This window comes from Glaciimonas sp. PAMC28666 (assembly GCF_016917355.1).
In the GTDB taxonomy this organism is placed as follows: Bacteria; Pseudomonadota; Gammaproteobacteria; order Burkholderiales; family Burkholderiaceae_D; genus Glaciimonas.
On sequence record NZ_CP070304.1, the window covers coordinates 128,367 to 142,872 of the forward strand.

Annotated in this window: 15 protein-coding genes; 14 read left to right on the forward strand and 1 reads right to left on the reverse strand. The window is 50.6% G+C overall.

The features are described 5' to 3' along the window. The gene (locus JQN73_RS00490) at positions 1-2,289 is read right to left on the reverse strand and encodes a TonB-dependent siderophore receptor (RefSeq protein ID WP_205321165.1); all 2,289 of its coding nucleotides are present in this window, start codon (positions 2,287-2,289) and stop codon (positions 1-3) included. A gap of 554 nt (positions 2,290-2,843) precedes the next feature. Here JQN73_RS00490 and JQN73_RS00495 point away from each other — a divergent pair. From JQN73_RS00495 to JQN73_RS00560, 14 genes are all read left to right on the forward strand, one after another. Further along, positions 2,844-3,818 carry an agglutinin biogenesis protein MshI gene (locus JQN73_RS00495; RefSeq protein ID WP_240162373.1) on the forward strand — a complete coding sequence of 325 codons (975 nt, stop codon included), beginning with the start codon at positions 2,844-2,846 and terminating at the stop codon, positions 3,816-3,818. After that, positions 3,815-4,627 (forward strand): PilN domain-containing protein, encoded by an 813-nt coding sequence (locus JQN73_RS00500; RefSeq protein WP_205321166.1) that lies wholly within the window; start codon positions 3,815-3,817, stop codon positions 4,625-4,627. The genes JQN73_RS00495 and JQN73_RS00500 overlap by 4 nt, the downstream gene beginning before the upstream one ends. After that, a complete protein-coding gene (locus JQN73_RS00505) occupies positions 4,624-5,334 on the forward strand; it encodes an MSHA biogenesis protein MshJ (RefSeq protein WP_205321167.1) in 711 nt (236 codons plus the stop codon). Before JQN73_RS00500 ends, JQN73_RS00505 begins: the two co-directional genes overlap by 4 nt. Next, on the forward strand, positions 5,319-5,687 hold the full coding sequence (locus JQN73_RS00510) for a hypothetical protein (RefSeq protein ID WP_240162374.1): 369 nt from the start codon (positions 5,319-5,321) through the stop codon (positions 5,685-5,687). Before JQN73_RS00505 ends, JQN73_RS00510 begins: the two co-directional genes overlap by 16 nt. 29 nt (positions 5,688-5,716) lie before the next feature. Further along, positions 5,717-7,420, forward strand: a complete 1,704-nt coding sequence (locus JQN73_RS00515) for a secretin N-terminal domain-containing protein (RefSeq protein ID WP_205321168.1) — start codon at positions 5,717-5,719, stop codon at positions 7,418-7,420. Between the two features lie 2 nt (positions 7,421-7,422). Then, entirely contained in the window at positions 7,423-8,316 is an 894-nt protein-coding gene (locus tag JQN73_RS00520) for an ExeA family protein (protein WP_205321169.1), read from the forward strand. Next, complete coding sequence (locus tag JQN73_RS00525) at positions 8,313-9,617, forward strand: tetratricopeptide repeat protein (RefSeq protein ID WP_205321170.1); 1,305 nt, start codon at positions 8,313-8,315, stop codon at positions 9,615-9,617. Before JQN73_RS00520 ends, JQN73_RS00525 begins: the two co-directional genes overlap by 4 nt. A 197-nt stretch (positions 9,618-9,814) precedes the next feature. Continuing rightward, a complete protein-coding gene (locus JQN73_RS00530) occupies positions 9,815-10,699 on the forward strand; it encodes a DUF6701 domain-containing protein (RefSeq protein ID WP_205321171.1) in 885 nt (294 codons plus the stop codon). Continuing rightward, positions 10,696-11,001, forward strand: a complete 306-nt coding sequence (locus JQN73_RS00535) for a DUF6701 domain-containing protein (protein ID WP_205321172.1) — start codon at positions 10,696-10,698, stop codon at positions 10,999-11,001. Before JQN73_RS00530 ends, JQN73_RS00535 begins: the two co-directional genes overlap by 4 nt. A 472-nt stretch (positions 11,002-11,473) precedes the next feature. Next, on the forward strand, positions 11,474-11,860 hold the full coding sequence (locus tag JQN73_RS22690) for a type II secretion system protein (protein ID WP_205321173.1): 387 nt from the start codon (positions 11,474-11,476) through the stop codon (positions 11,858-11,860). 209 nt (positions 11,861-12,069) lie between these two features. Next, entirely contained in the window at positions 12,070-12,552 is a 483-nt protein-coding gene (locus JQN73_RS22695) for a Tfp pilus assembly protein FimT/FimU (protein WP_205321174.1), read from the forward strand. A gap of 15 nt (positions 12,553-12,567) precedes the next feature. Then, a complete protein-coding gene (locus JQN73_RS00550) occupies positions 12,568-13,146 on the forward strand; it encodes a prepilin-type N-terminal cleavage/methylation domain-containing protein (protein ID WP_205321175.1) in 579 nt (192 codons plus the stop codon). A gap of 4 nt (positions 13,147-13,150) precedes the next feature. Further along, a complete protein-coding gene (locus JQN73_RS00555; protein ID WP_205321176.1) occupies positions 13,151-13,987 on the forward strand; it encodes a type II secretion system protein J in 837 nt (278 codons plus the stop codon). 58 nt (positions 13,988-14,045) lie between these two features. After that, entirely contained in the window at positions 14,046-14,483 is a 438-nt protein-coding gene (locus tag JQN73_RS00560; protein ID WP_240162375.1) for a hypothetical protein, read from the forward strand. Positions 14,484-14,506 lie beyond the last annotated feature (23 nt).

Below are 14,506 nucleotides of genomic sequence, written 5' to 3' on the forward strand. Positions count from 1 at the left end.
TTAAAACTCGTATTGCACTGACAAACGTGCGGTACGTGGTGCGCCCAGATGCAAATAACCGTCGCCCAGATATTCGCCAACATCCTTCCAATATTGCTTATTAAGCAGGTTATCGATAGCGAGACGGAACACCGTCTGACGCCCCGCTAACGTGGTGCCATAACGCAAGCCTGCATTAAAAAGATTCACGGATGGTACGTCGACATCACCGGCGCGTGTCGCGGGCTTGCGCGCACTATATTCCCATCCGCCCAGCAAATTGAGGCCCACCACGCCCGGCACCGCATAGTCGGCGTAAATGCTGCCTCGCAAGCGCGGCACATTGATGGCCTGATGCCCATCGTATGCGGAGGTTCCGGTATTGGTGGCGATCGCTTGCGTTGCAGCAAAGCTTGCGGTCAATCGCAAGCGCTTGGTGACTTGTCCGGCCGCACTTAGCTCAATGCCTTTATTTGTCTGCGTGCCTTCTTGTACATATTCAATATCGGCACCTTCGGGCTTCGGATATTCGTACGGCTTCGTCATCTGGAAAATGGCCGCGCTCAATAATAGCTGATTACTGACCTCAAACTTGATGCCGGCCTCAATTTGACGCGAAACGGTTGGCGGCAAAAACGCGGACGGGTTAATGGTCGCCCAGAACGGGGCCTGACCGCCCATCGTCAGTCCTTTGCTATAACTGGTGTAAAGCGTCATCGCTGCCTGCGGCTTATACAACAACGCCAATTGCGGCAACAACATGGTTTTATCGGTTGTGCGGGTGGTCGCACCGGTATCATCAAATGCTTGTTCACGCAGCCAAACCTGACGAGCACCCGCCTGCACTTGCCAGCGCTCGCTGAGTTGGACCCGATCCAACACAAACAGGCCTTGTTGCCGACTGTCCAGACGCCGAGTTGACGCAGAAGGCGTATCGCCCGATGGGGCAAAAACCAGCGGACTCGGGTTATTAATATTATCGCTACCGACATACTCGTTGACGCCGTCGCTCAAACTCACGGTACGGCGAAAACTGCTCACGCCCAGCGTGAGATCATGGCGCATTCCAGCCAACGCTAATTTCCCCTGCAATACCGCCTGAACCTGATCATTGCGACGCGTATCGTTCGGAAATCGATAGTCGTAAATATCGAAATCACCGGTTGCGCTAAAGTATTGCGGTGGCGTGCCACCTGCGCCACAACTGCTCACATAAAAGCAGCCATAAGGAAATGTCGAATTATCGTCAATAATAACCCGACTCCGGCTAACGGCGAGTGAAGCATGCCAATCCGGGTTGACATCAATGTCCAGACGCACATTGGCGTTCAGCGAATCCATAGTGACCGGCTTGCTCCAGGGCTGGCCGCCGAGCAAGCGGGAAGGAGAAACGTTGGCTGGAACCACGGTCCCACCCAGCAATTGATAACCCGGCACAGAAAGCTGCTGACTATGCTGATCTTCAATATTGAACTGTAAGGTCGCAGACCGCGAGATAACCCAATCAGCTGCCAATGAGAGAAAATTCCGATTGCCACTCACACCATCGACGTAAGTATTGATGCCTTCGTGTGCGGCGTTAATCCGCAAGCCGAACTGTTTCTGATCGCCAAACAAGGTCCCGACGTCGGTCGCGACGTAACGCGATCCGCGTGAGTCAGTTCCCAACGTCATCGAGGCGACATTTGCCGGACGTTTGCTGACATAGTTGATCAGTCCACCGGGAGCGGCCAGGCCGCCTTGCAACCCAGCCAATCCTTTCAATACCTCTACCCGTTCCTTGTTTTCCAAACCCACATTTTGCTCGCCGGAAAGAGTCATGCCGTCAAGCTGATAGCTGGACGCTAAATCGAGTGGAAAACCACGGATACTAAAATTTTCGTAATAGCCCAAAGGCGTGTAATCGTTATCGATCGATGCGTCATTCCGCACGACATCGCTTAACAAACGAGATTGCTGATCGTCCAGCACGCTGCGAGTAATGACCGAAATCGACGCCGGTGTATTGAGCAAATCCGCGCTGCTGAACGTGCCCACGGCTGCGGCTTTCGCCTTATAGCTATCTTTCGGCTCCCCTTCGGCCTTGACGGTCACCAGCGGCAGTTGCTGTGCATTTGCCGTGCCAGATTCTGAAGGCAGGTTTTGACTGGAAAGTTGTTCGGCCTCAGTTGCCGCATAGCTAACGCCCGCGCCAACGGTGGTGGTTGCAGCAACCAACAGGGTGACCAACTTTTTTGCAAAAGGAAACGACGGACAGGTCGTCTTAGCGACATGGTATTTTTTGGCTTGATTCTTTTTTATCGGTGTCATGTACAGGGTGCGGTGATGAATACGCTTCAATGGGACTATAAAAATAGGAAAGCAATACAATATTTCAATGAGGCGCGATCCTGCCTTGCTGGTTGGGCGCTCCGTCGAGAGGCAGAAGAATAAAGCCCAGCTTGCAGCCAGGAGTTATCATATCAATTAAACATGACTCTTCTTTATGGACTCGCCGCAAGGAAAAAACATCGCGGCAGATTATCCTTCGCCAATGCCAATTCTGGCAATAAGGGACCGAATTGATTGCGATCCGGCGTCTTTTACAACACTTATCACTAAAAGCAATTTCTAAATTGATGCTGTATTGGGTGCGGTATAAGCGGCTTAATATTGCTTTTATCATTGCCGCCATCCGACTTTTCATCGGAGATTGAACGCAAGAATTTCGCTCAGCAACCGCAATCAACATTGAAATCCGACATATGTGAAAAATGAACGGCTCACAAAAGGTTAATTTTACTCAACGACGCGACACAAATTGCGCTAAAGTAAGTAGTCATTAGCCGTTATTTCGTTCAAACGTTACTCAGCAGTTATTTTTATTGAGTACAAGCAAAGGTTTATTTGTGAGCTTATTCAGTAAAACTAAGAAAAATGCCGGTTGGATGGCGATCGGATTCCATGCTGATGGTATTTACGCGGCGCATTTAAAAAGACTTCCCGCAAGAAATCCCTCTATCGAATTTTTATCTTTTTATCCCTCAGAAAAATCGGCGCTTCCTGCCACTCTTCGTAAACTTGCGCTGGAGCTCAACGTCAATCGTTATCAATGCTCCCACCTGCTTGATATTGGCGAATATCAATTGCTTTCGATTGATCCGCTCAATGTGCCACCCGACGAGCTCAAAAAGGCTGTGCGCTGGCGCCTGAAAGAAATGCTGGATTATCACGTTGACGATGCCACCATTGACGTACTCGCCATACCGATTGACAAAAACGGGCCATTGCACAGTAATGCGTTACTTGCTGTTGTCGTCCCTAATCAACTGATTGAACAACGCCAGGCATTATTTGAGGAAGCAAAGGTCGCGGTGCGGGTCATTGATATCCCTGAAATGGCGCAACGAAACATCGCTGCATTGTTAGAGCCTGAAGGGCATGCCGTCGCACTGCTGTCGTTTACTACGGAGGGTGGTCTGATCACTATTACCTTCGCGGGCGAACTCTATCTGTCACGCCGCATGGACACCACCGTTACGCAGTTACAAGAAGCGGATGCGGCTCACATTACGGTGATTCACGAACGAATTACTCTCGATCTTCAGCGCTCACTGGACCATTTTGATCGCCAGTATCACGCGCTGTCATTGAAAAAATTAATTTTGGCGCCGATGGGTGCGGAAGGTGCTGCGTTACAAGCGTACCTTTCCGACAATTTGTACATTCCGATTGAAACCTTGAATCTAGAAACGATACTGGATTTTTCCAAGGTTCCGGAACTCGCCGAAATTGCGCAACAACAACGTTTTTTCATCACACTGGGTGCAGCGTTACGCGTTGATGAAAAAACGTTATGAGTCAGCAGATCAATCTTTTCAATCCTATTTTTTTAAAACAAAAAAAATACTTTTCGGCAATCGCGATGGCGAAGGCCCTTGGTCTGATACTCCTTGGTGCCGGTTGTATTTTCGCTTATTCCGGATATCGATTTTCCAGCGTGCAGCAAGACGAGACCAACACCTCGGCCCAACTCATTGCGGTTGAGGCCGAGCTAAGCAAAGTCGATGCAGCGTTTGCCCCGCATGCCAAAAATCAGGCGCTGGCAGATAACGTCGTGAAAACCGAGCTGGAGGTCAAATCACTACAAGATGTATTTGATACGTTAAAAAAAGGCGATATCGGTAATACCGAAGGATATTCGTCCTATATGATCGCATTTTCGCGTCAAATTGTTGACGGCTTATGGTTGACCGGCTTCACTATCATCGGCGCCGGCAATGAGATGGATTTACGCGGACGTGCATTACGTCCAGAGTTGGTTCCCTCCTACATTAGCCGCCTTAAAAATGAGACGATCATGCAGGGGAAAACTTTCTCCACGCTAGAAATGCACTTGCCGCAAGCGGCGGCAGCTAGTAGCGAGCACCAGACAGACGCGCCTGTCTTGGCACCCTACGTCGAGTTTGAGCTTCGATCATCGGGTATAGAGAATGAAAAGACGCCATCTGCCGCGCCAACCATGCGGACGCCACAAGCGTTGCCATCATTGCCGCCATTAGCCAAGCCCCCGGCAGCCACCACTTTGGGCACCCCTTCGTCGTCCAACTCCGAGACGGCAAGACCGTTGCGACAAGCGGCAACATTGGATGGAGCAAAACGGCAATGAAGAACTCATTCCAACCAATTATTCTCAAAATCGATGCGATGACGTTGCGTGAACGCCTGATGGTGTTCATCGGAGTGGCACTGGCGCTCATATTTTTGCTCAACACTTTATTATTTGACCCGCAGTTCGACCGACAAAAAAAGATGTCGCTCAATATTCAAAACAGTCGGACAAAAATTGCTGTGATGCGCGCCGCGATTCAAGAACGCGTGCGGTCTAGAGCCTTTGATCCGAACGCTGTCAACAAAGAACGGCTGATTAAATTGCAGGAACAATCTCAGCAGCTTCACTCCACCTTGCTGGGATTAAACACGGTACTGGTCAAACCCGAAAATATCACGTCGTTGCTAGAAGATATTTTGAAACGGAATGGTACCTTGCATTTAATTTCACTGACCACGCTGCCGGTCAGTACTCTCACCGACCAATCACGCGACATACCTAAAAATCCGACAGAAAAACCGCTGGCGACTGACAGCAAGCCGGCTCCAGGTATTGTCAATAGCGGCGGCATCTATAAGCATGGGGTGGAAATCGTTATTCAGGGAAATTACCTCGATATGATGCATTACATGTCAGCCCTGGAAGCGCTTCCGTGGCAATTATTTTGGGGCAAAGCGACGATGCAAATGGGGTCGTATCCGACCGGCACCCTCAGTCTGACGTTATTTACTTTAAGTTTGGATGATAAATGGCTGAATCTATGATCGCTCATGCCAAATCCGTTGTTAAAGGAGCGTGCTTAACCGCACTGATATGGTCATCGGTAGCCATCGCACAGACCACGCCGGATCCCACGCGACCACCTGACGCAATCGTGAATGGAAGCGGCGGAGTCATCCAAAGCAGCGGCCCGGTATTACAATCTGTGCTCATTTCTCCGCACAGCCAAATGGCAATTATCAGCGGACAGACGGTGAAGCTGCATCAGAAGTTCGGCGATTTTCGTCTCGTCCACATTAGTGAAACAGAAGTCACTCTGCAGAACGGAAAAGTGCAGGAAGTGTTGAAACTTTTCCCCAATATAAAGAAACAACCCGTTAATAAATCGGCACGTTAAAATCTACATCAACAGGCTTTAGATAAAGAATGCAAAAGACCCTTATAGCCGTTTTGATTATAGGTTTGACTGGATGTACTGTACCGCCCGTCAAGCGGGAAACGTATGATCTGATCAATACCGAGATGAGCAATGCGGTGAATAACAACGCGAAGCGTGCGCAGCAAGATGCCGTTTTTACATCGCTGCTGCCGCCTCTCAACATCGAAATGCCAAAAACCAGACAACCGCTGGAAGAGCGATTTAATTTATCGTTCAACAACGTCCCAGCCAGTCAATTTTTTATGGCACTGGTGTCTGGTACCCGCTACAACATGCTGGTGCACCCGGACGTTACCGGTACGATTTCGGCAAATCTGAAAAACGTGACGCTGTTTGAAGCGCTGGATGCCATCCGCGAACTCTATGGCTATGAGTACAAGGTCGAGGGAACGCGTATTTATGTCAAACCGCTAAGCCTCCAAACGAGCATTTTTCAGGTTAATTATCTGAGTGGCAGCCGTAAAGGCTCGTCCGACATCCGGGTCACTTCAGGCTCGGTAAGTGATGTCGTGGCCGGTGGTTCAGGAGGAAGCAATACCCCGGGGGCCCAATCTGGAACCACCACCCGTACTGTGGATAGCAGCAAGATCAGCACAACCTCAAATAACGACTTTTGGGGCGAACTCAAAGCGTCCCTGAACGCCATTATTGGTGACAAAGATGGTCGAAGTGTGGTGATCAGCCCGCAGTCCGGCGTCGTGGTTATCCGTGCTATGTCCGATGAATTGCGGAATGTCTCAACGTTTTTAAAGGCGACCCAATTGTCGGTAGATCGCCAGGTCATTCTGGAGGCGAAAATTATCGAGGTCTCGCTCAATGACAACTTTCAATCCGGGGTGAACTGGTCCGCCTTTGGCGGCAAAGGCAGCCGCACATCTCTCGGCTATGTCGCGCCAGGGACAACGCTTTCGTCAGTGGCTGGCACAGCGCTCACCAGCGGCGGGGATAATGCGGTGAACGCCGTTGCGGGCAGCACCTTGGGCGCCGCCAGCACGGCTGCTGGATCGTTGTTTGGGTTAGCCTTCCAGAATAGTAATTTTGCCGCGCTGATTTCATTTCTCGATTCACAAGGTACGGTGCATGTCCTCTCAAGCCCGCGCATCGCCACCATGAATAATCAAAAAGCGGTATTGAAAGTCGGAACAGATGAATTTTTTGTCACGAAACTCACGACCTCGCAGGGGGTGAGTTCGGGTAACACGACTACCCTCCCGATCACCACGGTTGACGTGCAACCCTTCTTTTCTGGCGTTTCACTCGACGTGACGCCTCAAATCGATGCTATCGGCAATATCACTTTGCACATTCACCCTTCCGTGAGTCAGGTGACAACGGTCGACAAAGTGATCAACCTTGGTGCAAGCGGCGGCATATTAAGTTTGCCTTTGGCCTCCAGCGCGGTCTCTGAGACTGATAGCGTGGTGCGCGGGCAGGACGGACGCATCATTGCGATCGGTGGCCTGATGCGTCAATCCGCATCGTCCGACCGTTCACAAGTGCCTGGCGCCGCCGACGTGCCCGTATTGGGCAATTTATTCCGGAATAACAGCCGCGTGTCGCAAAAAAGCGAATTGGTCATCTTGCTGAAACCGACGATCGTTCAGGGTGAAGACAGTTGGGATCAGGATATGCTGGACAGTCAGCGCAGGCTCCAAGGTTTGGTGCCACGTGACGCACCAGAAAAGCGCTAGCAATGTATAAAGCCCATTTTAATCTACGTGAATTGCCGTTCGGGATTACGCCTGACACCAGCTTTTTTTTCGCGTGCTCCAATTATCAGGCGGCCTTGAATACGCTTCTCATTGCGACAACGAATGGTGAAGGGTTCATCAAAATTACCGGTGAGGTTGGTACGGGTAAAACGCTGCTGTGTCGCAAGTTCATGGCTACGCTTGATGAGAATTTTGTGACGGCGTACATACCGAATCCCTCTCTTGAACCACGCACCTTGATGCTGGCGTTGGCTGACGAACTAGAAATTTCCCTGGATAAAGACGTCGACCAACACCAGCTGATGAAGTCGATCAATCTCCGCTTGCTGAAGCTTGCCGAACGGGGAAAGAAGGTCGTGCTATGTCTGGATGAGGCACAGGCGTTACCACTGGAAAGTCTGGAGGCGCTACGCCTGTTGACAAATCTGGAAACGGAAAAAAGAAAGTTACTGCAAATTGTTCTGTTTGGACAGCCGGAATTAAATCTGAAATTACAAAAAAATGCGATTCGTCAATTAACTCAGCGGATTACATTCGAATACGAAATTGCGCCGTTGACCAAAGATGATATGGCGTTTTATATTTTTCACCGTCTCAACGTCGCCGGCTTCGCCGGTAGTCGCCTGTTCACACGCGGGGCGCTGCGGCGGCTCTACGGTGCTAGTGGCGGAATTCCGCGGCTGGTCAATATTCTGGCACATAAGTCCTTGATGGCGGCCTATGGAGAAGGCGCGCAAACAGTGGGTGCAGCGAATGTCAGGGTGGCAGTCAAGGATACCTTCCCAACCAAATCACGTGCGTGGCTGTGGCGACTATTTGGCGGGTCGATACTATTTTTTGCATTGATCGATGTGGCTATGGATTATTTTAAATGAGTCTAATCAATCAAATGCTGCAAGATTTGGATAAACGCGGGTCGGCGAATGAGTCTGATGCCGAAAACTTCACGTCGCCAGCCCACGTCAGAACAGTGCTGGCCTCAGCCGGTAAATCACGGCCTGGCTGGTGGGTAGCCGTAGCAGTGATCGCTCTGGCTGTTATCATCGGCACCTTATTGGGAAAATACTTTTGGTCCCCTTCAAAGCCGGTTCCCGCGCTTGCCAAGACGGCAATCCCACCGCGATTATCTCTGCCCTCGTCTGCGTTGAACGCCCCGGCGATACCAGGAAAAACTACACCGATAACAATTGCGGCCTTGTCGGCGGATCCTGCTCCAGCACCAGAGGCTTCGCCGGTGCCTGGAACAAACGAAATAACACCAGTCGTCTACCCGCCGCAAGGGAATTCGGTCAAACCTCAAAACGTCTCTGTCGACAATAGCGCGCCGCTTTCTACCGGGACGAAATTAGCCCTCGAAAATACGCTCAATGTCGGCAAAAATCCTGCCACCGATGTGACCAAAGACTTCTCCGCAGAACCCCTGAGGCAATCCTTACAGCAGAACACTGATAGCGGCAATGCGAATGGGAACACTTCGCCTTTTTCCAAGACCAGAAAAACTTCCTTTGACACGCAGAACGCAGAAAAAAATATCAAAAAAAAAGTCGCAAGCGTGAAATTGGACAACGCCGAAAAGATAACCACGCAAGCCAAGGAAGTCACGCCGCAGCAAGCTATCGAGAATAGCTATCGGAAAGCGGTATCCCTCATCGATGCAGGGCAATTGTCGCAGGCAATCTTCACGCTGGAACAGGTTTTACAGCTAGAACCAAAGCATGCGGCTGCGCGCCAGACTTTGGTCGGGTTGCTGCTTGATGCAAAAAGGCAGGATGATGCAATGCGCCGGCTGCAGGAAGGTTTGGCCATTGACCCCGCCCAATCCGGAATGGCGATGATCCTGGCGCGTCTGCAGGTTGAGCGCGGCAACGCGCGCGCGGGGCAGCAAACATTGGAGCGCTCTCTGCCCTACGCGCTCAATGATGCGGCGTACCAAGCGTTTTTTGCTGCGTTACTACAGCGTGAAAACCGCAACAAAGAAGCCATTGAACATTACGCTGTTGCATTAAGAAAGGTTCCCGAAAACGGCGTTTGGTGGATGGGCTACGGCATTTCCCTTCAGGCAGAAAACCGATTACCGGAAGCTAAGGACGCCTTCACGCGCGCAAAAGAATCCGCATCATTATCCGCCGTCCTGCAGACATTCGTTGATCAAAAATTAAGCCAAATGCCGCATTGAATTCGGTTATTGCGCTGCTATTACGGCACCAATATCGCCGCACCACGGGGTCTACATTAACTATCTGTCTTTTATTAAAACCATGCTGTCCTCCCTCTACAATGTGATTCTGCGTATGCGTAACAAATCTGCTCAATGGCGGCAAAGGTTTTACCCTGCTTGCTACCACCACTGCCAATAGCAGCTACGCAGGGAGCTTGACTCTCGATACAACTAAACTGACGGCGCAAACGACTACCCAAACGACTTCACAGCAAAGTGGCGGTGTGGTTGGCACCCTGTCGCCCTCCTCCTTAATCGCCAATGCGGCTGCCATCACTGCAACCTACAGTGAAGTGGGCTATCTATACCTCGCCCCCGGAGCGTATCGTGATGACACCTATACGGCAGTTGACAGTGCCACTGGCGATTGCATTACCAGTACGTCGGGTGACGGCAATCTCGCTGACACCTTGGTCGGAGGTAAATACGGCTGCAGTATCGGCAATAAGGGAGCTGTATCGTTAGGCCGATTCATTCCGGACCACTTTACGATCAGCGCTGCGCCGACAGTCGCAGCTTGCGCCGTCTCCAGCACGCCTTTTAGTTATTTCGGTGAAGATGGTTTTACCACTTCCTTTGGTCTCACTGCACAAAACCTCAGTAACGGTATTACTCAAAATTACACTGGTGTCTTTGCTAAATTAAATCTAACCAGTTATGTCAGCTATGGTTTTAGTTCGAGCGCATTACCCGCTGGATCTACCTTAACCAGCGGTGCCGCTGGCGCAAGCGGCACTTGGGTCAACGGCTCTGCTAGCGTGTCGGCGGGGCAGCAAATCAGCCGCCCTAACGCACCGACAGCAGAAACGTTCGTTACCGTATTTGCCGCGCCGAATGACGGCGAAGTAAGTGTGAGCGCTGCCACGGCGGTGGGTGCGGCAACCAGCTTACGTTACGGGCAGCTTAAGTTGAAGAATGCCTATGGGTCCGAGTTGCTAGCGCTGCCGATCTCGCTCCAAGCGCAATATTGGACCGGTTCGTATTACATCACCAATACGGCGGACAGTTGCACGGCGATCCCGCATCCAGCATTACGATGAAAAATTATCAAAAACAACTCGTCGCGTGCGAAACACAGCTGTCGCCTGCCGGGAGTACTACTTTGGCGGCGGGGAAATATCCTGGCGCGGGACTCATCCTGACTAAGTCGGGTGCCAACAATTCAGGTAGCGTTGACCTTTCCGTCAACCTCGGCGCTACTGCCACAGGCAACACCTGCCTGAGCACGACACAGTCAGCGGCAACCGGTCCCAACATTCCTTGGTTTGGCATAAATCCAGCCTCTCGTGCGACCTTTGGTCTTTATAAATCGTCCATTATTTATCAACGTGAAAGGTATTAATTCGGACGCACTTGAACAAAACTTTTGCGGTAGCGGATTCTGATCTCAACCCTCAGTCGTTTAAAACAATGACCAGCAGCAATATTTTTGGAAGGACACCTTAATCCCAGTGTCATTTTTGTTCAGACACGCAGTCAATTTAACATTGACACACGGAAATAAAGTGAACCCTCGCATTTTATGCGGCCTGAATTCGGCGCGGATTTAACCACAGTTAATTGCTATATGTTAAATTTATCAGCATAAAACGTTATATATTTGTTGCCAGCCGTCAAGCGCTTCTTCTTACACTGTATTTACACTGTATTATTCAAATGTAATTTAAACAAATCAGCAGTGCTATTAGCTGTAGCCTACCCTTTATTTATCTCCTGCAATATTTCCGCAAAGGTAGTATAAGTCACATCAATCCCATCGCCAATCGACACGCTCAGTATCGATATTCTGTATTATTCTGCAACGGAGATATTTAATGAAAAAGCATCAATCTAACAAGCACCAATCCGGTTTTACCCTCATCGAGCTGGTAATGGTCATCGTCATTCTGGGTATCTTGGCCGCCGTTGCCTTGCCTAAATTCGTTGACCTGAGAGCAGAGGCGCAAGCGGCAGCGCTACAAGGATTTAAAGGTTCTATTGAATCTGGTAGCGCGATGAACTATGCAGGATTCATTGCAAGCGCAAGCGGAGCCGTGGCCACTACTCCCCTGACTTGTGCGACAGCAGCAGCAGCTGTTATCCAGAGCCCATTACCAACGGGCTATTCGGTCAGCACTACAGCTATGGCAGCTGGTAATAACGCCTGTGTATTAACTGGCCCGTCTGGCACGGTGACAGTAAATATTTTGGGTGTTAGTTAAAAAACTTTTTCGCTTCATTCATTCATTCATTCATTCATTCATTCAGTAACGCACTGTATGAACTGTTGACAGAGCGCGCGAGATTCACCCTCCTGCAACTAAACGCTCTGTTCGCTTATGCATGTTCACTTATACATTCTGCGTTGCCGCAGTGTACAACCCTCTCTGAGGGATGGGATCAACGAAAGTGCGCTGATAGACGGTAGAACATGAATGGCACTCCGCGCAAGACAACCGGATTCACCCTGATTGAACTCATCATGGTATTGGTGATCACCGGTATCCTTGCGATAGTCGCCCTTCCGCGTTTTATGGGTCGCCAGGCATTTGAAGCACAGGGATTTTACGATCAAACGCTATCAATGTTGCGTTATGCTCAAAAAAATGCAATCGCCCAAGGCACGGTCACTTACGCGAACGTCAATAGCGCAACAGGTACAGTCTGTCTTACCTATGTTGCTGATAGCAACTGCACAGTCACCGATCCCAATGAAATTGTGCTTAATCCGGCAGAACAACGAAAATTCAGTAACGTAGCACCAAGCGGCATCACCATCGGGACAAGCAGCGCTTCATTTTCATTTTCCGCATTAGGAAAACCCTCTCCGGACGCCAGCGTTCAATTATCCATCGTTGGGGATGGCACCACCCGCACCATCACCGTCGAGCGTGAAACCGGGTATGTTCATTAAGTATATCCGCTGCCTATGTTGATAAATCCTCATCCTGATCGGCAAAAAGGCGTTTCGCTGATTGAACTCATTATGTTCATGGTCATCGTCGGCGTCGGCATCGCGGGTATTCTATCGGTGATGAATATCACCACGCAACACAGTGAAGATCCCGTACAGCGCAAGCAGGCACTGGCAATCGCAGAAGGAATGCTGGAAGAAGTGAGCCTGCAACCTTTTACCTATTGCGCGCCTACCGATGCCAATGCGCTAACTGCAACCAGCGTTGCCAATTGTGCTGGCGTTGCGGGCATTCCGTCAGAAGATGTTTTGCCATCAACCTCCCGAGTCAGCAATAACGGCCCGCGTGATGCGAATAATGTAGCGGATTACAATAATTTTTCCATGACGCCGATACTGGATGTCGGAGGTACCCAGATCGCGGGACTGGCGTCTTATTCCGTATCGGTCGTCATCACCCAGGTGGGCGATACGCTAACACCTGCCATGACTAAAAACGACGTATTGCAAATCGACGTGCGCGCCGTATCAGGACACACCAACATTCTGATCACCGGCTATCGGTTTCGGTACGCGCCAAATGCGATCCCCTGACTCTATGCAAACCATCTTTACCAGGCAGCGCGGTTTTACCTTGATCGAAGCGATCGTGGTCATTACCATCACCGGCATTTTAACCGCGGTGGTGGCGGTCTTTATTCGTGGCCCCATTCAAGGCTATTTTGATCTTGAAAGACGCGTAGCAATCACCGACACTGCGGATACCGCTCTGCGCCGGATTGGCCGCGATTTGCGCCTGGCACTACCAAACAGCATACGGATTGTTGGCACGTCGCCGTTATGCCTGGAATATTTGCCAACCGTCAGTGGCGGACAATATCGGTCCGAAGCACCTGGTGCTCCTTTGGATTTCACTACCCCGACCACAAGCTTTGACGTGCTGTCACTCCTCAATCCGGTCCCGTCAAACGGTGATCAACTGGTTATCTACAACTTGGGAATTCCAGGTGCGGATGCTTACGCTGGTCAAAATAGAGCGACTATTGCGAGCGCCACCGCAACCAGCATTACGCTGGCTTCTGCAACGTTGTTTCCATTGTCTTCGCCTGGCGATCGATTTCAGGTAGTACCGGCAGCCCAGCAGGCGGTGTTCTATGTATGCACCAATAGTGGAACAGGGGTTGATGCGACCGGCAACGGAAACGGGAATTTATATAGATTATCAAATTATGGAATAAATGCAGCCGCTCCAACGTCCTGTCCCGCCATTCCCGCTAACACGCCCATGCTGGCCCAAAATATTAGCAACTGCGTATTTACCTATTCAGCGGGGGTAACCCAACGGGATAGTCTTATTTCCGTGCGCCTTGCTGTGACCAGAAAAAATGAAACTGCAAGCCTATACGATGCGATCCATGTCAGCAATTCACCTTAAGCGCGCACCTGATCATCTTCGCCGAAACTGCAGGCCCGGCGCCCAGCGGGGTTTTGCATTGATAACGGCTATTTTTTTATTGGTTGTATTAGCAGCATTGGGTGGGTTCATGGTGAGCCTGTCGACAGTTCAACAAGTCACGTCGTCGCAAGATTTACAGGGTTCGCGCGCCTATCAGGCAGCGCGCGCGGGCGTCGAATGGGGCATCTATCAGGCATTGAAACCGGAACACAGCAACTTGCCCGCTGGTCAGACGCCGTATGTTTGTCCCGCCAGTGCCACTTCAGTGACTAATCTGGCAGGCGCCTTGAAGGGTTTCAGTGTGCAGGTACAATGTACATCCATGGCGAGCACGGAAGGGCCGAATCAAATTACCGCATTCCAGTTTATATCTACCAGCAGCTTTGGGAGCGCGGGCAGCACGCAATACGTGGAGCGTCAAATATCGGCATCGATCAGCACTTGCCGAACTTACGGAATACCTTGCACGGACTGAGATGAAGCCACCGGATAAATGCT